Raw genomic sequence first — 20,359 nt, forward strand, 5'->3', positions numbered from 1 at the left:
CGCGCAGTTGAACCGGTGATTACCCCTATGATGCGATCGGATGGTGACCTCTTCCGTGACCCCGGTGCTCGACCTCCGTTCGGATACCGTCACTCGCCCGGATGACGCCATGCGCTCCGTGATGTCCTCCGCCGATGTCGGCGACAACGTGATCGACACCGACCCGACCATGCGCGAGCTGGAGCAGCGGGCGGCCACGGTACTGGGCATGCCCGCGGCGCTGTGGACCCCCAGCGGCACCATGGCCAACCTGATCGCGCTGAGTATCCACCTCAGCCGCGGCGACCGGTTCCTGGCGCCCCGGGACGCGCATGTGCTGGTCAACGAGCTGGGCTCGGCCGCATGGCTGGCCGGGGGCATGCCGGAGCCGCTGGCGCACGACGCCGGACCCGGCCGACCCTCGCCGCGGACGCTGCGGGGCGCGGTCGGCCCGCGTGAGCTGCCGTACTACGCCCTGCGCACCTCGCTGCTGTGCCTGGAGAACACGCACAACGCGGCCGGTGGCGCGGTCACCCCGCCGCATGAGCACGCGCAGCTGGTCGCGCTGGCCAAGGACGCCGGGCTGCGGGTGCACCTGGACGGGGCCCGGATCTGGCACGCCGCCGTCACCCTCGGTGTGCTGCCGGCCGCGCTGACCGTCGGGGCGGACACGGTGTCCGCCTGCTTCAGCAAGGGGCTGGGCGCCCCGGTCGGTTCGGTGCTGGCCGGCAGCGAGGAGTTCATCGAGCAGGCCCGCCGGATGCGGCAGATGCTCGGCGGCGGGGTGCGCCAGGGCGGGATACTGGCGGCGGCCTGCCTGCTGGCGCTGGACCGGGTGGACGAGCTCGCCGAGAGCCACGCGGCGGCGCGGCAGCTCGCCGACGGGCTGACCGAGCTGGGCTGGCAGGTGGTCCAGCCGCAGACCAACATCGTCCTCGCCCCGGTCGCCGATCTTGCTATGACCCTGGACTCACTGCGCTCGCTGCGGATCCTGGCCTCGCCGATGGCCGGTAAGGTGCGGTTCGTGACGCACCGGGACATCTCGGCCGAGGACATCGACGAGGCGCTACGGCGGATCAAGGCGGCGGCATGACCCGCGAAGGTGACGGCCGGGCGCCGACCGGCTGGGTGATCTTCGACTACGGCGAGGTCATCTCCCGCCGCACCGAGGCGATTCCCGAACTCGCGGCCTGCCTGGACGTTCCCCGCGCGGAATTCGAGCCGGCCTACTGGGCGCAACGGGACGTCTACGACCGGGGCTGCTCGGATCTGGACTACTGGCGCGCGATCGGGGACGCGCTCGGCGTGCGGGTGGACGAGGCCACCTCAGCCGAGCTGACCGAGATCGACATCGCGGGCTGGGCGCCCACCGAGGAAGCCACCCTGGAGCTGCTGGACTCACTGTCCGCCGCCGGTGCCCGGCTGGCCCTGCTGTCCAACGCTCCCTCGTCCTTCGCCCGGTTCGCCGAGCGCCAGCCGTGGGCCGGACACTTCCGGGAGCTGCTGTTCTCCGGCGACGTCGGAATCGCCAAGCCGGACAAGGCGATCTTCGCCATGCTGCTGGACCGGCTGGAGGCGGACCCTGCGGACTGCTTCTTCCTCGACGACCGTCAGTACAATGTAGACGGAGCGAGGGCGGCAGGACTGCGCGCCGAACGCTGGCTGGGGGTCGAGGCCGCCCGGCGGCACCTGCCGCTGTGACGGCCGGTCAGGAACGAATGCGCTTGGGGTCGTTCTTGCCCTTGATCGCCCCGTAGGCCGCGGTGCCGAGGAACAGCACGCCACCGATCACGGCGAGCCAGAACAGCCCCTTGATCACGAACCCGAGCACCGTGAACGCCAGCCAGACGACGATCAGGACTCCGACGATCTTCCAGAACATGGCCTACCCTCCGCGCTAGCTTCGCGTCTCTCTCTTGCAGGTTGCCATGTAAGAAGGCAAATAGCTCGTGATGTGACGAACCATCAGGGAGATATCCGGGTCGGCATCAGGGGGTTCCAGGACCCAGCCAGCTGCCCAGCCGCCGGACGCCCTCGGCAAGGTCCGCCCGTGCGCCTGCGAAGGAGAACCGGACGAACCGCCCGCCCTGCACCGGATCGAAGTCGATCCCTGGCGTGATGGCAAGGCCGGTGTCCGCGAGCAGCCGTTGGCACCAGCTCAGGCTGTCCGTGGTGTGCGCGGAGACGTCGGCGTAGGCGTAGAAGGCGCCGTCCACCGGGGCCACCCGGTCCAGGCCGATCTCCCGCAGGCCGGTGACCAGCAGGTCCCGGTTGGCCCGGTAGTGCTCGACGTGGCTGTCCAGCTCGGCGTAGGACTCCGGTTCGAAGGCCGCCACCGCGGCTCGCTGGGCCAGTGCGGGCGGGCAGATGTTGAAGTTCCCGGTCAGCACGTCCACCGCGCGGTGCAGCCGGTCGGGCACCACCATCCAGCCGAGCCGCCAGCCGGTCATCGCGAAGTACTTGGAGAACGAGCCGAGTACCAGCGCCTCCCGCGAACTCTGCCAGGCGCAGCCGAGCTCGGTGCCATAGGAGATGCCGTGGTAGATCTCGTCGCTGATCAGCTGCACCCCGCGGGCCGAGCACCAGCCCGCGATGGCGGCCAGCTCGGCAGGCGGCAGCGCGGTGCCGGTGGGGTTGCTGGGGCTGGCCACCACCAGGCCGTCGATCGGGCCGAGGGTGTCCAGCAGCTCGGTGGTCGGCTGGAAGCGGGTGTGTTCCTCGGTGGCGAACTCGATCACCTCGCAGCCCAGCGCGGTGAGCAGGTTGCGGTACGCCGGATAGCCGGGGCGGGCCATCGCCACCCGGTCGCCCGCCTCGAAAGCGGCGAGGAAGGACAGCAGGAACCCGCCGGATGAGCCGGTCGTCACGATCACCTCCTGCGGGCTCACCTCCAGCGCGTACCAGTGCCGGTAGTGCCTGGCGATGGCCGCGCGTAGCTCCGGGATGCCCAGTTGCACGGTGTAGCCGAGGTCTCCCGTGCGCAGGGCCCGTTCCGCGGCGTCCAGCACCGGCTGCGGCGCGCCTGCGGTCGGCTGCCCTGCACACAGCGCGATCACGTCGCCGTGGCTGCGCTGCCGCGCCTGCGCCGCGGACAGCACCTCCATCACGTGGAAGGGCGCGACATCGGCGCGGGAGGATGGCCCTGGGAACGCGGCGGGGTCGATCATGCCGTCACCCTAAGCGCTCCGTCCCAGGTGCGTGGGCCGCCGGCTGGGTGGCGGGAATTGCGCCCAGGACGGGAACGGCAAACTCGCGCGCGTGGACGGCCAACACGCGTGCGTGGGGAGCAAACACGCCGGGGGAGCTGGGGGTCAGTAGCCCTGGTAGCCGCCGCCGGAGGCCATCGACTTCAGGCCGGGGTGGCCCTCGAAGCCGCCGTAGCGGTCGAAGGTGTAGCGGACACCGGCGATGATGTTGTCCACCGGGTCGTAGATATCGCCGTGGCCGGGGAGCGCGTGCGCCTGGAAGGTGGGGTCGATGCACTGCATCAGGCCCTTGGAGGGGGTGCCCTTGGCGGCGTTGGAGTTGCCGGTGAGGAAGATCTGCTCGTCCTCGAAGGCGGTCCAGGTGCCCAGCCCGGTGCGCACGCACCAGACCTCACCCCGGCCGGCATCCTCCCTGGTCAGGAAGGAGCCACTGATCACGGCGTTGTTCAGCTTGACCGCGGCCTCCGGGCTCCAGGTCTCCGGCTGCTCCGAACGGGTGCTGTGCAGTACCCGGGGGCGTGCGCCGGACAGGTACACGGCCAGGGTCGTCGCCTCCAGCACCGGGCCCGGTGCCTGGTAGATGGTGACCTGCGGCTTGGTGTAGCCCGGCTGCATGGTGCGGGTGCCCTCGGCGTCGATGATGGCTTCCAGCCAGGCCTCCCGCTGCTCGCCGGACATCGCGAGCACCTGGGTCACCGCGTCCGACCTGGGGTGCCCCGCGCGGGCCAGCAGGTCCTGGGTGTACCCGGCATCCAGCCGGAACTGATGCCGGGCGCGTCCGGTGCGGTCGCCGACCGACACCGTGTGCGGCAGGTCCGCAAGCAGGCTGCGCAGCTGCTCGACCACCCGCGGCTTGGACTGGGTGATCGACATGATCGGCCGCTGCCCCCGGTACTCGACCTGACCGTCCCCTGCGATCCAGCCGAGCAGCGCGGCCTCCCGCACGGTGATGTCCATATCGGCCGGGGTGTCCGCGGGCGCGGCGACCAGCAGCCGGTCCCTGCTGCGGATCTCCGCGGTGCTGACGAACTGCGACTCGGTGGCATAGGCGCTCTGCTGCTTGGGCGGCACCACCCCGTGCGCCTTGCGCCGGTGCACGGCCACCCCGTTGGCGGGCTGCGCGGCGGAACGCGGCTGGAAGCCGCACTCCGGGCAGACCACCGGCAGCCCGGAGCGCCGCACCCCGACCCTCGGCAGGTTGACCCAGCGGTGGTTCGGCGTGGTGGTGGCGTGCCAGCGCGAGTTGCCGATCCGGATCAGCGGCGCGTCCTGGTAGTGGATGACCTCCTCGATCCGGGTCCACTCGCTGCGGCCGGTGGCTGGGTTGCGGCCGATGGTCTCGTCCCCGACCCGCACCTGGTCGTGCTTCAGCCAACCGCGGCGGGTCAGGATCATGGTGTCCAGCGGCACGCAGTCCCAGTTGTTGATCGCGTGCGGATCGCCGCCGGACTCCTTTTCGATGATCGTCCAGATCTCGTCGATGTTGTCCTCGGTCACCGGGACGCCGTTGGCCTGCAGGATCTTGATGGCCTCGCGGATCCACTGCTCCACGTTGCCTGGCGGCGGGCCGGTGGTCGGCGGGCCGCCGCTCGGGCCGAGGCCACCGCCGCCCGCGCCCCCGCCGCCGTAGCCGGCACCACCACCGCTGCCGCCGCCACCGACGCTCGGGCCGGGGCCCGCCCCGTTCAGGCCCCCACTGCCGCTCGGCGCGGTTCCCGCCGAGCCGGGCTGCGGTACCGCGGAGAAGCCGCCGCCGACCTCCTCCTTGACCAGGCTCATGGCCTTGTCGATGGCGTCATTGGCCTGGGTGAGCAGGTCATCGATCCGGGTGGCCGCCCGCTCGGCGGTGTCGCTGTTGGCCTTGGCCGCCTGCTCGAGGATGGTGGCCTCGTCCGGATGCGGCGGCTTGGCGACCTCCCCGCGCTGGAACGCCGCCTGCTGCTCGCGTGCCGCCTTGGCGTCGGCCTCGGCCTGCCGGTTGCGGTCCCCGATCTCCTTCTTGGCTTCGTCCCTTGTCTGCTCGATCTCCCGCTTGAGCTGGGCCAGCGTCTCCTGCAGGGTGTCCAGCTCCGCGGCGACCTCGTCCAGCTTGTCCTTCACCTTGGTGCCTGCCGCGCCGATCCGGCCGACATAGTCGAAGAACGCCTCGGCCGCCGGTCCGTCCCATACCCCGCCCTGCAGCGCGCTGGTGGCGTTGCGCAGGGCCGTGCTGTGGTCACCCGCGCTGCGGGAAGCCTCGGCGAACTGGCGGGACACGTCGTGGATGGCGCCCGGGTCCACCTTCGCCACCTGCGCGGCCTTGTCCTCGACCTTGGTCCACTCGGGTGGCTGCCCCGGTTCGGTCCGCTCGTCACCCATGCTCTCGGCCCCTGTGCCTGCTCAGCCCGCTCACGCGCGCATCTGGTCCGGATCGTGCACGGTCAGGCTGTCCCTGCCCGCCTCATCGGTTTCCGCGGTTACCTTCGCCGCGTCCCGCAGGGCCTGGCTGGTCGCCGTCATCAGTTTTGCCGCGGCGGCGAACTCGGCCTGCATTCCCGAGGTGAAGGAGCCCAGCGCGGCGGAGATCCCGGCCGAGGTGTCCATTCCACCGAACGGATTCTCCCCGCTGACCCCGGTGACCTTGCCCCCCGCGGTTTCGAAATCCTCCGCCAGCTTGCCGATGTTTCCGGCCGTGATGTTCATGGAATCGGGGTCGTATACCGGCACGCCTCGTCATCCCCTTCGCCCAGCTTTCCCGCCCTTGGGACGCCGACCTGCCCAGGGTGGTTCCGCGCTAACTGTAAAACGTCCGGCACCCGTTGTGCTCATCGCGCGGCCACAAAAATCAGGTCTCGTCCAGGAGTTCCCACACCCGCTGGGCGAGTAACGCGTTGTCCGCGGGCGCGATGGTGGCCCAGTCCTGCCCGTCGGTGTTGCGCTGGACCTGGAACAGGTACCGGCCCGCATCGGTGTCGTGAAAGGCCACCACCCGCCCGGCGCGATGGGACTGCCCGTCCCGCGTGGTGCGCTGCGCGCCGAACTGCCCGCGGGAGACCGTGCCCAGCAGCATCCCGGCCAGCTCCTGCGCCTGCCACAGCGGTACCTGCCGATCCTCCAGCGCGGTCACCAGGGCCTTGGCGTCCCCGCGGGCCTGGGCATCGGCCGCGCGCAGCGTCTCGTGCGGCAGGCTGACCGAACGCCCGACCCCAGGGTCCAGCTCACCGGCAACCGAGACCGCCGACTCGGCGAGCGAGCTCTCCCAGACCGGGATCAGCCAGACCTCGCCCCGGTCCACCACGCACAGCAGTGCCTGGCTGCCGGAGACCACCGCCATGCCCTTGATCTCGCGCTCGGCCCACACCCAGACGTCGATGCCGGCCCTTGGCCTTGCCAGCAGTTGCAGCTGGTCGGTCAGCTCGCCACCAGCCCGGCCCGCCCGCGCCAGGCCACGCCGGGCCAGCGCCTGCCATGCCTCCTCGGCCAGCCGGGCCCGCTCGCTGTGCGTACGGCCCGGGCTGGGTACCTCCAGCGCGGGATGCCGCGGCGGCAGCCGCTCGGCCTCCCACAGCACGTCGAACTCCAGTGTGGACAGCACGATGCTGCCGCCTGCCGAGGACTCCATCCCCTGCTCAGCGCTCGTCGCTGGTGCCGTCCGGCCCGATCACGTCCGGGGTGACCATTCGCTGGTCGGTGAACAGGTCGTGGTCGTCCACGCCGAACTTGCGCACGTGATCACTGTCCGCCTCACCGTCGGCGGGGGCGGCGCGTTCCAGCAGCCCGTCCCGGTCCCCGCGACCCTTCGGGTTGAGCCGGTCGGCGTTGCGTTTGGCCCGGTCCTCCTCCTCGGGCAGGTCCCCGATGGACAGCGCCCGCGGTGACTGGCCCGCGCCTGGCGCGCTGCGGCCGACCCCGCGGCCACGGCGCTCCTGCTCGCCACTCATCGCACCGGCCACGCCGCCCGCGCCGAGCGCGGTCGCGCCCATGGCCAGGTTCGTGCCCGTGTTGCTCGGCTTCGGTGCCGCGCCGTACCCGGTACCGGTGCCGCCAGTGGCCCCGGCGGCGGGCGCGTCCGGCACGGCGCTGGACATCTTGCCCTTGGCCAGCGGAGCCTCCTGGCTCGTCGCGGCCTGCCCGCCTGGCATGGCGACCTTGCCGACGCCACCGCCACCGGGTGCCGAGCCCGCGCCAGGGGCGCCGGGGACGCCGCCACCGGCCCGGCCGGGCGCGGCAGGCGCACCCTGGCCCGCCTGCCCGCCGGAGGTCCCGGACGTCCCGGACACCCCGGCGACGCCGGGACCTCCGGCCGTCGCACTGGAGCCCGATGCCTGCGGGGCACCAGGGCCGGTGGAGGGCCGCCCGCCCGCGGCCGGTTCCTGTGCGGGCCGCTGGGAACCGGTGACCATGCCGCCGACCGCCGTGCCCGCGGGGCGGCCCGCCGCGGGGTCGGCCGGAGCGGCGCTGGGTGCCGTGCGGTCCGGCGCCGGGGAACCCGCGACGGCGCCGGTCTGCCGGGGTGCCGCCGGGGCGGGGGACGCGATCCCCGCTGGTGCGGAGGCCGGTTCCGCCGCGGGCGGCCGGACCGGGGTGGCCGCCTGCCCCGGCGCGGAGCCACGCACCGGCTGGCCGTCGGCACCCGCGGCCGAGGTCACGTCCGGTGCGGGTGCAACCGGCGGTCCTCCCGCGTCCACCGAGCCGGGCACCCGTTGCTGCGCACTCATCCGCAGCGCCTCCGGTTCCACGATCGGATCGACCGTGCCCAGGTTCTGCCCGCTCTCCTTGGCATAGCTGTTCAGCGCCGCCACCGCCTGCTGCCGCGCCTCCATGCCTTCGGCGACCTTGCGCGCGTGGTCGGTCTCGAAACCGATCAGGCTGAACAGCGAGTCGCCGAAGCTGTAGCCGCCTGCCCCGGCCCGGATCACCTCCGGGTCCGGCAGCTTGTAGAGGGTCCGGTTGAAGGCCTCGCCCTGGGCGAAGACCTTCTCCGCCGAGCTGGTCACCTTGTCGTTCGCGTCGGCGGAGAAGTCCGCCTTGCGCTGCACCGCGGCACCGGCCGCGATCCCGGCCTCGCTCTGCCATTCGACGCCGAGCTTGCCAAGCTCCTCGCGCAGGGTGTCCTCGGTCTCCACCAGCGCGGCACCGACGGCCTTCAGCGCCTCCACGGCCGCGCCGATGCTGCCGATGCCGGGCCCGGACCGGAAGAGGTCGATCTCCTCGGCGACGCCCTCGTCGGTGTAGCCGTCGAAGCGCTGGTCGGTGATCCGGCCAACCAGCTCCGCGAGGCTGCCGTACTGAACGATCGAACCGTCCATCTGTCTCTCACTTCCCCGCTCGTAACGTCCGCACCGCGAGCGTCGCCGCCCGCTCCGACATGTCACACAGTTGCTGCTGGCCGAACGCCCGGCCGCTCAACGGGTAGAGCTGCGCCCGCAGCGTCTGCCCGGTGGCCACCCCGACCAGCGTCTGGCAGTCGCTCGGCTGCCTGCTCGCCCGGTACCTGGTCAGCGCGGGGAAGCCGGCCACCGAGTTGGGCCTGGTACGCAGCGCCGGTGCCTGCCGGGCCTGCTCTGCCCACGAGCCCAGGCCGGTGTCCAGCATGGTTTCCAGCACGTAGGAGTAGTACGGCTCGGTCCGGTCCACATCGAAGGAGCAGGCCGCGCCGGACCGCCGGGGCCTGCTGTTCACCCCCAGTGCGTCCAGGTCCGCGGTGCCGAGCAGGGCACAGGGGTCCACCCCGTCCAGCGGCAGCTCGGCCGGGCGCTGGAGGCCCGGCCCCGGCTCCCCGCTCGGGGTCTCGGTGCGGGCGGGGCCCGCATCGGGTGCGGAGTCACAGCCGGCCAGCCCGGCGGCGGCCAGCACGACCAGCACGGTGCGCCTACGCCCCGGGTACCCGGTCACCGAAGCTCTCCGCCCGCTCGTCCTCGCTGCCCTCGTACTCGGCGCTGGCCGCGCGCAGCTGCTCGACCAGCGACCGCAGCCCCTGGACATAGGCGCGGACCCGGCGTTCGTAGGACTCCTCGCCGTCCACGATCACGTTGTTCCACGCCTCGACCGCATGGATGCTCACCACGTCCTGGGACGGCGGCTCGATCCGCAGCGCCTCCAGCTGGGCCCGCAGCTTGTCCTGCAGCTGGTTGGCCTGGGTCTCGATGACCGAGGCGACCTCGAGCAACTTGCTAGGGTCGACCCGGATGTCCCGCGCGTCCGGCGCGGTGGGCACGCCAGCGCCGAGCGAGTACGTGGCGAGGGCCCCGCCCGCGCCCGGACCGCCCGATTGCGGGTTCTGCTCCGGCGGATCGTCTGACATCGTGCGCACCCCCGCTTGCGGTCGGTAGCCGGCCAGTCCTCTGCGCAGGCTACCAACCTGCGTGTTATGGCGGCCTGAGTTTTGGACGCGGGAGACGCGCCGCCGGTTCCCGGAACTCCGGAATTCGCTCAGCCCGCCGGGACGGCGATCTCGCCATGGGCCGCACGCAACGCGATGTCCGTGCGGTGGTGCGCGCCGAGCAGGTGCACCTTGCCTACCCGCTGGTAGGCCTGCTCCCGCGCGGCTTCGAGGTCCTCGCCGGTGCCGACCACGGCGAGCACCCGGCCGCCGTGCGAGACCACGGCACCGTCCTCCCGCCTGCGGGTGCCCGCATGCAGCACGCCCTCGGCCTCGGCGCCGGTGATCACGTCACCGGTCCGCGGTAGCCCCGGGTAACCGTCCGCGGCCAGCACCACCGTGACCGCCGCGCCCTCGGCCCATTCCAGCGGCGGGTGCTCGGCGAGCCTTCCGGTGGCGGTGGCGTGCAGCAGCCCGGAAAGCGGGGTGCGCAGCAGGGCCAGGACGGCCTGGGTCTCCGGGTCGCCGAACCGGCAGTTGAACTCGATCACCTGCGGGCCGGAGGAGGTCAGCGCGAGCCCGGCGTAGAGCAGCCCGGAGAACGGGGCACCGCGCGCGGCGAGCTCGTCAACCACCGGGCGCACGATGGTCTGCACGATGTCGTCCACCAGGCCGGGCGGCGCCCACGGCAACGGGGCGTAGGCCCCCATCCCGCCGGTGTTCGGGCCCGCGTCGCCGTCGCCGACCCGCTTGAAGTCCTGCGCGGGCACCAGTGGCACCACGGTCTGCCCGTCCACGAGGCAGAACAACGAGGCCTCCGGCCCGTCCAAATAGGACTCCAGGAGCACGGGGTGGCCGCCGTCCAGCAGCGTCATGGCGTGCTTGCGGGCGAAGTCGACGTCCTGGGTGACCACGACACCCTTGCCCCCGGCGAGCCCGTCGTCCTTGACCACCCAGGTCGGCCCGAACCGGCCGAGCGCGGCGTCCAGATGCGCCGGGTTGTCCACCACTTCACTGTGCGCGGTCGGCACCTTGGCCGCGGCCATCACGTCCTTGGCGAAGGACTTGGAGCCCTCGATCCTGGCCGCCTCGGCGGACGGACCGAAGCAGGCGATGCCCGTCTTGCGCACGGCGTCCGCGGCCCCGGCGACCAGTGGCACCTCCGGACCGATCACCACCAGGTCGGCCTTCCACCCGCCGGCCAGCTCGGCGATCGCGGACGGGTCGGCCACGTCCACGGCGAGCTGCTCGGCCACCGCCGCGGTACCCGCGTTGCCGGGAGCACAGGCCAGTGCGGTCACCGCCGGATCATGCGAAACGGCAAGGGCAAGAGCGTGTTCCCGGGCACCGGACCCGATTACCAGTACGCGCACGTGTCAAAGGGTAGCTCCGGGGCAATTCATGGACGAGTTCCCCCACATGCTTAGCTTGTCGAAGGAATAGCGGTGGTGACCCTGCGTGGCGGTTAGACTCGTCCCGCCCTGCGACGTTCACCGTCCCGTCAGCGAACATCCTGGTTCGCTTCGCCCGTTTGACGCACTCGCTGGTGAGGGTTGCGCGGTACGTCGCAAAGTTCCCCTTGGAGGTCACCCGATGGTGAGAACCCGCTTGGCGGCGCTGGCATTGTCCGGCCTGGCCGTGCTCAGTGTGACGAGTGTCGCCGCCGGTCCGGCGACCGCGCAGGACAACGACCGTACCGCCGGTGCGGCTGCGGCCGGTGCGGCACGGGGGCACGATGAGCTCGTGGTCGTCGGACACCGAGGCGCCTCGGGCTACCGCCCCGAGCACACGCTGGCCAGCTACGAGCTGGCGGCGCGGATGGGCGCCGACTACATCGAACCGGACCTGGTGACCACCAAGGACGGTGTGCTGGTCGCCCGGCACGAACCGGAGATCGGCGGCACCACCGACGTCGCGCAGCGGCCGGAGTTCGCCGACCGCAGGACCACCAAGGTGCTGGACGGTGAGGAGGTCACCGGCTGGTTCGCCGAGGACTTCACCCTCGCCGAGCTGAAGACCCTGCGGGCCAAGGAGCGGATCCCGGACCTGCGGCCGAACAACACGATCTACGACGGCCGCTACCAGATCCCCACCCTGCAGGAGATCATCGACCTGTCCCGGCGGTTGTCCTGGCAGCTGCACCGGCGGATCGGGATCTACCCGGAGACCAAGCACCCGACCTACTTCCGCGAGCAGGGCCTGCCGCTGGAACCCGCGCTGGTGCGCACGCTGAACCGCAACGGGCTGAACCACCGGCACGCGAAGGTGTACGTGCAGTCCTTCGAGGTGAGCAACCTCGAGCAGCTGGAGCACGAGCTGCGCGTCCCGCTGGTGCAGCTGATCGGCGGCTCCGGTGCGCCGTACGACTTCGTGGCCAAGGGCGACCCGCGCACCTACGACGACCTGGTGACCCGCGCGGGGCTGGCCGAGATCGCCCGCTACGCCGACGGGATCGGCCCGGACAAGAACCGGGTCATCCCGCGGGACGAGGACGGCAACCTCGGCGAACCGACCAACCTGGTGGCCGATGCGCACCGGTTCCGGTTGCAGGTGCACCCCTACACCTTCCGGGCGGAGAACGCCTTCCTGCCCGCGAACCTGCGGTCCTCGGCCGACCCGGCAGCCTGGGGCGACATTTTCGCCGAGTACGAGGCGTTCCGCGCCGCCGGGATCGACGGGGTGTTCGCCGACCACCCGGACATCGCGGTGGCCGCACGCGAAGAGCGCTAACCGGACCGGGCGCCGGCCGTCGGTTCCGCCTTCCTGGCCGAGCCGACGGCCAGCACGGCCAGTGCGCCCACGGCACCCACCGCCGCGAAGGCGTAGAAACCCCACGGATACGCGATGCCTGCCGAGACCAGCGCGCCGCCAAGCAGCGGGCCGCTGATCGCGCCGAGCCGCCCGACCCCGGCCGCCCAGCCGAGTCCGGTGGCCCGGCCCTCGGCCGGGTAGGTGCGGCCGACGTAGGCGTAGACCAGCACCTGCGAGCTGAACACGAAGAATCCGGCGATCAGCACGGCGAGATAGACCCCGATCCCGGGCAGCTTGATGCTGAGCAGGGCGAGGAACACCGCGGCAGCGGCGAACCAGCCGATCGCGGATGGCCGCACGCCGACCCGGTCGGCGACCCGCCCGGCGACGAGCAGCCCGAGAACCGCGCCGACGTTCAGGGTCAGCAGGAAGCCAAGCGCCGCACCGAGCGGGTAACCCGCCTCCCGCATGATCTCCGGCAGCCAGGTGTTCATCCCGTAGACCAGCAGCAGTCCCATGAAGGACGCGACCCAGAACGCGATCGTCGCCCGCAACAGTCCATTGTGGAACAACGTGCGCACGGCGGCCGTCCCGCCGCGCTCGGTACGGGACACCTGGGCGAAGGCTTCCGACTCCGGCAGGTACCGCAGCATCAGCGGGAGCAGCACCAGCGCGGGCGCCGCGCCGAGCACGAACATCGCCCGCCAGCCCAGCGGTTCGATCACCACCAGCCCGAGCAGCGCGGTCAGCACCGCACCGACGTGGTAGCCGGTCATGATCGTGGTGGTCGCCGAACTGTTCCGCCCGGCGCGGGCGAACTCGGTCACCAGCGTGATGGCGGTCGGCAGGCAGCCACCGAGGCCGAGTCCGGCGAGGAAACGCAGCAGCCCGAACAGGAAGGCCGATGGCGCGACGGCGCACAGCAGGGTGAACCCGGAGAAGGACAGCACGGCAAGGATCAGCGCCTTACGCCTGCCGATCACATCGGTGACGGTGCCGATCGCCAGCGCCCCCAGCATCATCCCGACCAGCCCGACGGTGGACACCACCGAGGCGGTGCCCGCGGTCATCCCCCAGACCCCGTCGTCGAGCAACACGGGGATGACCGCGCCGAGCACCACCAGGTCGAAACCGTCGAGCAGGACGGCCGCCCAGCACAACGGCACGACCCAGCGCGCGTCCCGTACTCCGGCAGCGTTCATCACAACCTCCGTGCCTCATCGCGACGGTGTTCGCTAAGCGTCCGATGGTGCGCAATGCGTACGGAGGTTGACTACCGTTGCCTTCCGTTCAGTGGAAGCTCCTGGCCAGCTCGCCTGCCAGTCGCCAGGTGCGCAGGCGGTCCTGCTCGCCGTTCAGGCCGGTGTTGACCAGCACCAGCTCGGTCGCACCCGCGTCCAGGTACCGCCGCAGCCCCGCCGCGACCGTCTCCTCGTCGCCGATCAGGGCAAGGTCGAGGGCACGGGAGGCTCCTTCCCGCTCGATGACCCGCTGGTAGGACGGGATGGTGTCGTAGAAGGCGAGTTGCTCGGCTGACCGCTCGCGTGCCTCGTCCACCCTGCCGGTGACCAGCGCGGGCACCGCGGCGATGACGGCGGGTGCGGGCCTGCCCGCCCGCTCGGCGGCGGTGGTGATGGACGGCACGATGAACTCACCGAGCGCCCGCGGGCCAGCCAGGTACGGCATCGTGCCGTCGGCCAGCTCCCCGGTGACCTTCAGCGCCTGCGGGCCCATCGCGGCCACGTGCAGCGGCACGGGCGGCTGTGCCCCCGGCACCCTGGTGGGCAGCGGCGGGCGGGCTGTCACCAGCTTGCCCGCGTAGTCCACCTGCGCACCGGCCAGCACCTCGCGCAGCACGGTCAGTTGCTCGCGCAGGTTCTGGATGGGCGGCGGGTAGGGAACGCCGAACGCCGGTTCCTGAACGTTCTGCGCACCCAGCCCCACGCCGAGGGTGAACCGGCCACCGGTGGCCGCCTGCGCGGTCTGCGCGGCACCGCCGATCAGCAGCGGGTGCCGGGGGTAGATCGGCACCACGTAGGTCCCCACCGCGATCTCCGGCACCGCGCGCCCGGCCAGCGCGGCCATGGTGATCGCGTCCACGTCCATGATCTGCGGGAACCACGCCGAGCGCAGGCCGGCCGCTGCCGCCTGCGCGGTGCGTTCGATCAGGGTCTCGACCAGGTTGTCCGTCTCGCCCGCGTCGCGTGCGGGCAGCGCCACTCCGATGCTCACACCGGTGTGCAACCGCACCACCGGTGTGATCTTCCGTGTCCCAGCGAGTGGGAAGGGTCAGGCGAACTCGTGCCGCACGATGGTCTGCTCCCGCCCTGGACCGACGCCGATCGCGGAGATCCTGGCACCGGCGAGCTCCTCCAGCCGCTCCACATAGGCCCGCGCGTTGGCGGGAAGGCCGGCGAAGGTGCGGCACTCGCTGATGTCCTCCCACCAGCCGGGCAGCTCCTCGTAGATCGGGGTGGCGTGGTGCACGTCGGTCTGCGTCATCGGCATGTCCTCGGTACGGAACCCGTCCACCTCGTAGGCCACGCATACCGGCACCTTCTCCAGGCCGGACAGCACATCCAGCTTGGTGAGGAAGAAGTCGGTCACCCCGTTGACCCTGGCGGCGTAGCGAGCGATCACCGCGTCGAACCAGCCGGTGCGCCGGGACCGGCCGGTGGTGACCCCGAACTCCCCGCCGGACTTGCGCAGGTTCTCGCCCGACTCGTCGTGCAGCTCGGTCGGGAAGGGCCCGGAGCCGACCCTGGTGGTGTAGGCCTTGAGAATGCCGAGCACCGTGGTGATCCGGCCGGGCCCGATCCCGGAGCCCGCGCTCGCACCACCCGAGGTGGGGTTGGAGGAGGTGACGAACGGGTAGGTGCCGTGGTCCACGTCCAGCAGCGTGCCCTGCGAGCCCTCCAGCAGCACGCTCTCGCCGCGCTCGAGGGCCTTGTTCAGCTCCAGCCGGGTGTCCGCGATGCGGTGGGCGAACCGTTCCCCCGCGGCGAGCACCTCGTCGGCCACCTGCTCGGCGTCCAGCGCCTTGCGGTTGTAGACCTTGACCAGTACCTGGTTCTTGAACTCCAGGGCCGCTTCCACCTTCTGCCGCAGGATCTTCTCGTCCAGCAGGTCCTGCACCCTTACCCCGACCCTGGCCACCTTGTCCTGGTAGCAGGGGCCGATCCCGCGACCGGTGGTGCCGATCTTCTTGGCACCGAGGTAGCGCTCGGTGACTTTGTCGATGGCCACGTGGTACGGCATGATCAGGTGCGCGTCGGCGGAGAGCAGCAGCCCGCCGGTGTCCACCCCGCGCTCCTCGAGCCCGGCCAGTTCGTCCAGCAGCACACCGGGATTCACCACCACCCCGTTGCCGATCACGTTGGTGACACCGGGGGTGAGGATCCCGGACGGAATGAGGTGCAGCGCGAAGTCCTGGCCGTCCGGCAGCACGACGGTGTGGCCCGCGTTGTTGCCGCCCTGGTAACGCACCACCCACTGCACCCGGTCCCCGAGTAGGTCGGTGGCCTTGCCCTTGCCTTCGTCGCCCCATTGGGCACCGATGAGCACGATGGCCGGCATGTGAAACTCCAGGTGTTCGGCAACAGGACTGTATTCGGCCGTTCGGCCGGTGGCGCTGGTGAATGCCGGTGCATGACTGTAACGGAGGATGGTTACGTGCGCGGACTGGTACTGATCTGCGGGCAGGACGCGCCGGAGCTGCCCGAGGCCGACGACGTGCGCACCGAACGGCTGCCCGCGCGCCCCGGCAAGGCCGCGGTGGACCCCCTGCTGACCGGCGAGGAGGCCGCGCACCTGCTGGTCGCCGGTACCGACGCCGACCTCGCCGCCGTGCTGCTTCGCCTGCTGCGCAAGGAAAAACTCGGCACCACCAAGGTCGGCTACATCCCGGCCGAGCCGCATTCCGCGGTGGCGCGGCTGTGGGGGCTGCCCACCGACCCGATCCGCGCGCTCGCGCTGGCCTGGCAGGGTGAGGTGGACCCGGTCCCGCTGATCCGGGACGATTCGGGCGGCGTGCTGGCCGGGCGTGGCGTTATCGGACCGGTACGTGGCGTTGGTTACTGCGACGACCAGCGGGCGCTGCGCGGCGCCGCCCGGCGGATCGAGGTCGAGCCGGACACCGAGGCCGGACTGGTGGTACGGATCACCAGGGGAACGTTGCTGCGGCGCCGGTCCACCTTCGCCGGCCGCGCCTTCGAGCTCGGCAGCCTGCCCACCACGCCGATCCTGGACGGGGTGCCGTTCTCCAGGGCGGTGAACCGGTGGACCTGGTACCGGCACACCGAGGACCTGCGGCTGATCCGCGCCGGAGCAGAGCGCTGAACGTGGCGTTCGCGACGCTCAGCGTTGCGAACGGCACTTTTGGGACGTTCAACGTCCGGAAAGCCACGTTCAGGGCCTTTGGTTAGCGGAGCCTGCCGAGGATGTCGCCGCCCTGCTCGTACAGCCGCAGCACCCCGCCGACGGTGAACTCGGTGAGCAGGTCGATCAGGGCCGCGCGGTCCGGGGCCGTACCCCGCCAGTCCAGCCGTACCAGCGTCTCCGTCATCGCGAAGTACATGGCGACCAGCGCGGTGTCCGCCCGGCCCGGTTCCACCCCGTGCGCCGCCCAGCGCTGCCTGCTGGCCTCGGTGTAGAGCGGGGCCAGCCGGTCGCGGATGCGGGTCATCGCCGGATCACCCGCGCGCTCGGCCTCCTGCAGCACCGGCAGGGCCGCCGGATGCTCGTGCACGAAGTCGAACAGGGCGGCGTAGTTGCGCCGTGCCCACGCCCGCAGGTCCGGCGCGGTCTCGTCCATCGCCCTGGCGCTGATCCACTCGTAGGCCAGGTTCTCCACCTCGGCAACGACCTCGGCGAACAGCCCGGCCTTGTCCCCGAAGTGCTCGTACACGCTCTGCCGGGTTAACCCGGCCCGCGCCGCGATCTGCCCCACCGTGGCGGCCTGCAGCCCCTGCTCGGCGAACACCTGCCGGGCCGCGGCCAGCACGAGCGTCCGCTGCTGCGCGACCGGGAGCTTGCGCGGACGTCCCGGGCCCCTGCGGGACGGGGTTGACATCGTGAGTCACCTCACCCAATCTTTTTTCGACATTATTGTCGAAAACTTTCCCGCTCAACGAGGAGCAAGTTATGCGCGTTCCCTCCCGCGCCCGCAGGCTGCTCGGCACCCTGCTCGCCGCGGTCACCGGCCTGGCCGTGCTGACGGTCGGGGCGGCCCCGGCAGCCGCGGAGTCGTTCTACGATCCCCCGACTCCGCTGCCCCCGGGCGAGAACGGCGACATCATCCGGCACGAGCCTGCCGAGTTCTTCATCGACCCGATCAAGCTGATCCGGCCGGACGCGCAGGTCCAGCGGATCATGTACCGCAGCACCGACACCCACGGTGAACCGATCGCGGTCACCGGCACCGTGCTGACCCCGAACTCGCCGTGGCGGGGCGAAGGCGAGCGCCCGGTCGTCGGGTACGCGCCGGGCACCCAGGGCGTCGGGGACGAGTGCGCGCCATCCAAGGCACTGTCCGCGGGACTGGAGTACGAGGGTCCGTTCATCGCGGGCCTGCTGACCCGCGGCTACGGCGTGGTGGTCACCGACTACGAGGGGCTGGGCACGCCGGGTGTGCACACCTACGTGAACCGGGCGGCCGAGGGACACGCCGTGCTCGACGCGGTCCGGGCCGCGCAGCGGCTGCCCGAGGCGAACCTGCCGGACGCGGGGCCGGTGGCCACAGCGGGCTACTCGCAGGGCGGCGGTGCCTCGGCCGCGGCGGCCGAGCTGCACCCGGAGTACGCGCCGGAGCTGGACCTGCGCGGCTCCTACGCCGGTGCGGTCCCGGCCGACCTCGCCAAGGTGGCGCGGAACCTGGACGGGCACTATGCCGCGGGCTTCCTCGGCTACGCGCTGCTCAGCATGGACGAGGCCTACCCCGAGCTGAACATCCCGGACGTGCTGAACGAGCGGGGCAAGCGGCTGCTGGCCGAGGTCGAGCACCAGTGCACCCCGCAGGCGATCGTGGCGCATGCCTTCACCAAGTCGACCGGCCTGACCAAGGACGGGCGCCCGCTCTCGGCCTACCTCGGCGAGGAGCCGTATGCCTCGCGGGTCGCCGAGCAGCGGATCGGCGAGCGGGCGCCCGAGGTGCCGATGCTGGTGGTGCACAGCGTGCTGGACGACATCGTGCCCTATGGCCAGGGCAGGCAGATGGCCCGCGACTGGTGCGCCGATGGCACGACCGTGCAGTTCAGCAGCTCACTGGTGCCCACGCATGTGGGCGGCGCGATCCGGGCGTTCCCGGAGATGTTCCTCTGGCTCGGCGACCGGTTCGCAGGCAAGACGCCGCCGGACAACTGCGGGCGGTTCTGATGCCCTGACTCAGCTGAGCCCGGCCGCCTCAGCCGCGGCGGGATCGGATTCGGTGAGGAACTGCTTGCAGCGCTCGTACTCCTCGGTCTCCCCGATCCGGCCCGCCGCGGTGCCGAGGGCGGCCAGTGCCCGCAGGAAACCCTGGTTCGGACGGTGCTCCCATGGCACCGGGCCGTGCCCCTTCCAGCCCGCGCGGCGCAGCTGGTCGAGTCCGCGGTGGTAGCCGGTGCGCGCGTAGGCATAGGCGGCGATCACCTCGCCCGCGGCAAGGGACTTCTCGGCCAGCGCCGCCCACGCCTCGCTGTAGTCCGGATGCTCGGCGGCGACCTCGGCGGGATCGGTGCCGGAGTCCATCGCGGCCTCGGCGTCGGCGCGTTCCGGCAGGCGGGTCGGCTCGGGACCGAGCAGGTTGGCGTGCGTCATGCCGCAATTCTGGCAGAACGGCCGGGGAGGCGGCTCAGAGCAAGGCGGTCAACGCCGTGGTCGCGCCGACCAGCACCAGCGCGGCGATCAGCACCGCGGCCACAACGCGTTTGGGCATCATCCGGTCACCTTGCCGTTACCCCTTGCCCCCGGGCAAATCCACCACCCACCCGGGTGAACTCCTGCTTGCTGTGAGTGTCCCTTTCGGCTGCGAATTTCGCAGTGAAAGGGACACTCACAGCAGTTGGCTGGTCAGCGGAGGGTCTGGCCGGTGGACTTGAGGGCCTGGGTGGCCTCCACCACGCGGTCGGCCATGGCGGCCTCGGCGACCTTGAGGTAGCTGCGCGGGTCGTAGGCCTTCTTGTTGCCAACCTCGCCGTCGATCTTCAGCACGCCATCGTAGTTCTTGAAGAAGTGGTCGGCGATCGGGCGGGAGAAGGCGTACTGGGTGTCGGTGTCCACGTTCATCTTGATCACGCCGTAGGACACAGCCTCGTGGATCTCCTCCAGCAGCGAGCCGGAACCGCCGTGGAACACCAGCTCGAACGGCTTGGACCCCTCGGGCAGCCCGAGCTTCTCCGCGGCCACCGCCTGCCCGCGCTTGAGCACGTCCGGCCGCAGCTGGACCGCGCCAGGCTTGTACGAGCCGTGCACGTTGCCGAAGGTGGCGGCGAGCAGGTACCGGCCCTTGTCCCCGGCACCGAGCGTGTCCACGGTCTTCACGAAGTCGCCCTCGGCGGTGTACAGCTTCTCGTTGATCTCGTTCGAGACGCCGTCCTCCTCACCGCCGACGACGCCGATCTCGACCTCAAGGATGATCTTCGCGGCGGCGGCCTTGGCCAGCAGCTCACCCGCGATCTCCAGGTTCTCGTCAAGGTCGATCGCCGAGCCGTCCCACATATGCGACTGGAACAGCGGGTTCTCCCCGCGGTTCACCCGCTCCTGCGAGATCTCCAGCAGCGGCCGGACGAAGCCGTCCAGCTTGTCCTTCGGGCAGTGGTCGGTGTGCAGCGCGATGTTCACCGGGTACTTGGCGGCGACCACGTGCGCGAACTCGGCCAGCGCGGTGGCACCGGTGACCATGTCCTTGACCTTGGTGCCGGAGGCGAACTCGGAACCGCCGGTGGAGAACTGGATGATCCCGTCGCTCTCCGCCTCGGCGAAGCCGCGCAGCGCGGCGTTCAGGGTCTCCGACGAGGTCACGTTGATGGCCGGGTAGGCGAACTCTCCTCCCTTGGCCTTGTCCAGCATCTCCGCGTAGACCTCGGGGGTCGCGATGGGCATGGGTTCAGTCCTCCTCGGATAGCAGGCGCCTACGCCCGCATCC

19 protein-coding genes and 2 pseudogenes are annotated in these 20,359 nt (G+C 71.3%); 5 read left to right on the forward strand and 16 right to left on the reverse strand.

Annotated features, from left to right (window positions below; all coding sequences use genetic code 11):
• The first annotated feature begins 40 nt into the window (after positions 1-40).
• Both KOI47_RS33795 and KOI47_RS33800 read left to right on the forward strand, forming a co-directional pair.
• A complete protein-coding gene (locus KOI47_RS33795; RefSeq protein WP_216211479.1) occupies positions 41-1,072 on the forward strand; it encodes a threonine aldolase family protein in 1,032 nt (343 codons plus the stop codon).
• Positions 1,069-1,680 (forward strand): HAD family hydrolase, encoded by a 612-nt coding sequence (locus KOI47_RS33800; RefSeq protein ID WP_216211482.1) that lies wholly within the window; start codon positions 1,069-1,071, stop codon positions 1,678-1,680. Before KOI47_RS33795 ends, KOI47_RS33800 begins: the two co-directional genes overlap by 4 nt.
• Before the next feature lie 7 nt (positions 1,681-1,687).
• On the opposite strand, the gene KOI47_RS33805 is transcribed toward KOI47_RS33800, so the two are convergent.
• From KOI47_RS33805 to purD, 10 genes and pseudogenes are all read right to left on the reverse strand, one after another.
• Positions 1,688-1,861, reverse strand: coding sequence for a hypothetical protein (locus KOI47_RS33805; protein WP_170220831.1), 174 nt, complete (start codon positions 1,859-1,861; stop codon positions 1,688-1,690).
• 106 nt (positions 1,862-1,967) lie between these two features.
• Entirely contained in the window at positions 1,968-3,146 is a 1,179-nt protein-coding gene (locus tag KOI47_RS33810) for an aminotransferase class I/II-fold pyridoxal phosphate-dependent enzyme (RefSeq protein WP_216211485.1), read from the reverse strand.
• Positions 3,147-3,290: 144 nt separating this feature from the next.
• Positions 3,291-3,506: pseudogene (locus KOI47_RS36065) on the reverse strand (transglycosylase SLT domain-containing protein); the annotation flags it as partial.
• A 1,728-nt stretch (positions 3,507-5,234) separates the two neighbouring features.
• Positions 5,235-5,543, reverse strand: a pseudogene (locus KOI47_RS36070) (WXG100 family type VII secretion target); the annotation flags it as partial.
• Positions 5,544-5,573: 30 nt separating this feature from the next.
• Positions 5,574-5,867, reverse strand: coding sequence for a hypothetical protein (locus tag KOI47_RS33820; RefSeq protein ID WP_216211493.1), 294 nt, complete (start codon positions 5,865-5,867; stop codon positions 5,574-5,576).
• Positions 5,868-6,009: 142 nt separating this feature from the next.
• Positions 6,010-6,786: an ESX secretion-associated protein EspG gene (locus KOI47_RS33825; protein ID WP_216211496.1), complete on the reverse strand. Its 777-nt coding sequence runs from the start codon at positions 6,784-6,786 to the stop codon at positions 6,010-6,012.
• A 7-nt stretch (positions 6,787-6,793) separates the two neighbouring features.
• Positions 6,794-8,473 carry a PPE domain-containing protein gene (locus tag KOI47_RS33830; protein ID WP_216211499.1) on the reverse strand — a complete coding sequence of 560 codons (1,680 nt, stop codon included), beginning with the start codon at positions 8,471-8,473 and terminating at the stop codon, positions 6,794-6,796.
• A gap of 7 nt (positions 8,474-8,480) precedes the next feature.
• Complete coding sequence (locus KOI47_RS33835; RefSeq protein ID WP_232376433.1) at positions 8,481-9,059, reverse strand: DUF3558 domain-containing protein; 579 nt, start codon at positions 9,057-9,059, stop codon at positions 8,481-8,483.
• A complete protein-coding gene (locus tag KOI47_RS33840; protein ID WP_232376434.1) occupies positions 9,037-9,468 on the reverse strand; it encodes a WXG100 family type VII secretion target in 432 nt (143 codons plus the stop codon). The genes KOI47_RS33835 and KOI47_RS33840 overlap by 23 nt, the downstream gene beginning before the upstream one ends.
• A gap of 128 nt (positions 9,469-9,596) precedes the next feature.
• Positions 9,597-10,859 carry a phosphoribosylamine--glycine ligase gene (purD, locus tag KOI47_RS33845; RefSeq protein WP_216211505.1) on the reverse strand — a complete coding sequence of 421 codons (1,263 nt, stop codon included), beginning with the start codon at positions 10,857-10,859 and terminating at the stop codon, positions 9,597-9,599.
• Positions 10,860-11,082: 223 nt separating this feature from the next.
• On the opposite strand from purD, the gene KOI47_RS33850 reads away from it, so the two are divergent.
• Positions 11,083-12,216 (forward strand): glycerophosphodiester phosphodiesterase, encoded by a 1,134-nt coding sequence (locus KOI47_RS33850; RefSeq protein ID WP_232376956.1) that lies wholly within the window; start codon positions 11,083-11,085, stop codon positions 12,214-12,216.
• On the opposite strand, the gene KOI47_RS33855 is transcribed toward KOI47_RS33850, so the two are convergent.
• The 3 genes from KOI47_RS33855 to KOI47_RS33865 all read right to left on the reverse strand — a co-directional run bounded on the left by KOI47_RS33855 (position 12,213) and on the right by KOI47_RS33865 (position 15,813).
• A complete protein-coding gene (locus tag KOI47_RS33855) occupies positions 12,213-13,439 on the reverse strand; it encodes an MFS transporter (RefSeq protein WP_216211510.1) in 1,227 nt (408 codons plus the stop codon). The two genes, KOI47_RS33850 and KOI47_RS33855, sit on opposite strands and share 4 nt — an antisense overlap.
• 88 nt (positions 13,440-13,527) lie before the next feature.
• Positions 13,528-14,469 (reverse strand): TIGR03564 family F420-dependent LLM class oxidoreductase, encoded by a 942-nt coding sequence (locus KOI47_RS33860; protein WP_216211513.1) that lies wholly within the window; start codon positions 14,467-14,469, stop codon positions 13,528-13,530.
• 57 nt (positions 14,470-14,526) lie between these two features.
• Complete coding sequence (locus tag KOI47_RS33865; RefSeq protein WP_216211516.1) at positions 14,527-15,813, reverse strand: adenylosuccinate synthase; 1,287 nt, start codon at positions 15,811-15,813, stop codon at positions 14,527-14,529.
• Between the two features lie 96 nt (positions 15,814-15,909).
• On the opposite strand from KOI47_RS33865, the gene KOI47_RS33870 reads away from it, so the two are divergent.
• Positions 15,910-16,575, forward strand: a complete 666-nt coding sequence (locus KOI47_RS33870) for a hypothetical protein (protein ID WP_232376435.1) — start codon at positions 15,910-15,912, stop codon at positions 16,573-16,575.
• 82 nt (positions 16,576-16,657) lie between these two features.
• On the opposite strand, the gene KOI47_RS33875 is transcribed toward KOI47_RS33870, so the two are convergent.
• Complete coding sequence (locus KOI47_RS33875; RefSeq protein WP_216211523.1) at positions 16,658-17,308, reverse strand: TetR/AcrR family transcriptional regulator; 651 nt, start codon at positions 17,306-17,308, stop codon at positions 16,658-16,660.
• 71 nt (positions 17,309-17,379) lie between these two features.
• Between KOI47_RS33875 and KOI47_RS33880 the strand changes: the two genes are divergently transcribed.
• Positions 17,380-18,609, forward strand: coding sequence for a lipase family protein (locus tag KOI47_RS33880; protein WP_216211524.1), 1,230 nt, complete (start codon positions 17,380-17,382; stop codon positions 18,607-18,609).
• 9 nt (positions 18,610-18,618) lie between these two features.
• Here KOI47_RS33880 and KOI47_RS33885 read toward each other — a convergent pair whose 3' ends face one another.
• On the reverse strand, positions 18,619-19,032 hold the full coding sequence (locus KOI47_RS33885; protein ID WP_216211529.1) for a DUF3151 domain-containing protein: 414 nt from the start codon (positions 19,030-19,032) through the stop codon (positions 18,619-18,621).
• Positions 19,033-19,284: 252 nt separating this feature from the next.
• Positions 19,285-20,316: a class II fructose-bisphosphate aldolase gene (fbaA, locus tag KOI47_RS33890; RefSeq protein ID WP_216211532.1), complete on the reverse strand. Its 1,032-nt coding sequence runs from the start codon at positions 20,314-20,316 to the stop codon at positions 19,285-19,287.
• Between the last annotated feature and the right edge of the window lie 43 nt (positions 20,317-20,359).

This window comes from Amycolatopsis aidingensis, assembly GCF_018885265.1.
Lineage (GTDB): Bacteria > Actinomycetota > Actinomycetes > Mycobacteriales > Pseudonocardiaceae > Amycolatopsis > Amycolatopsis aidingensis.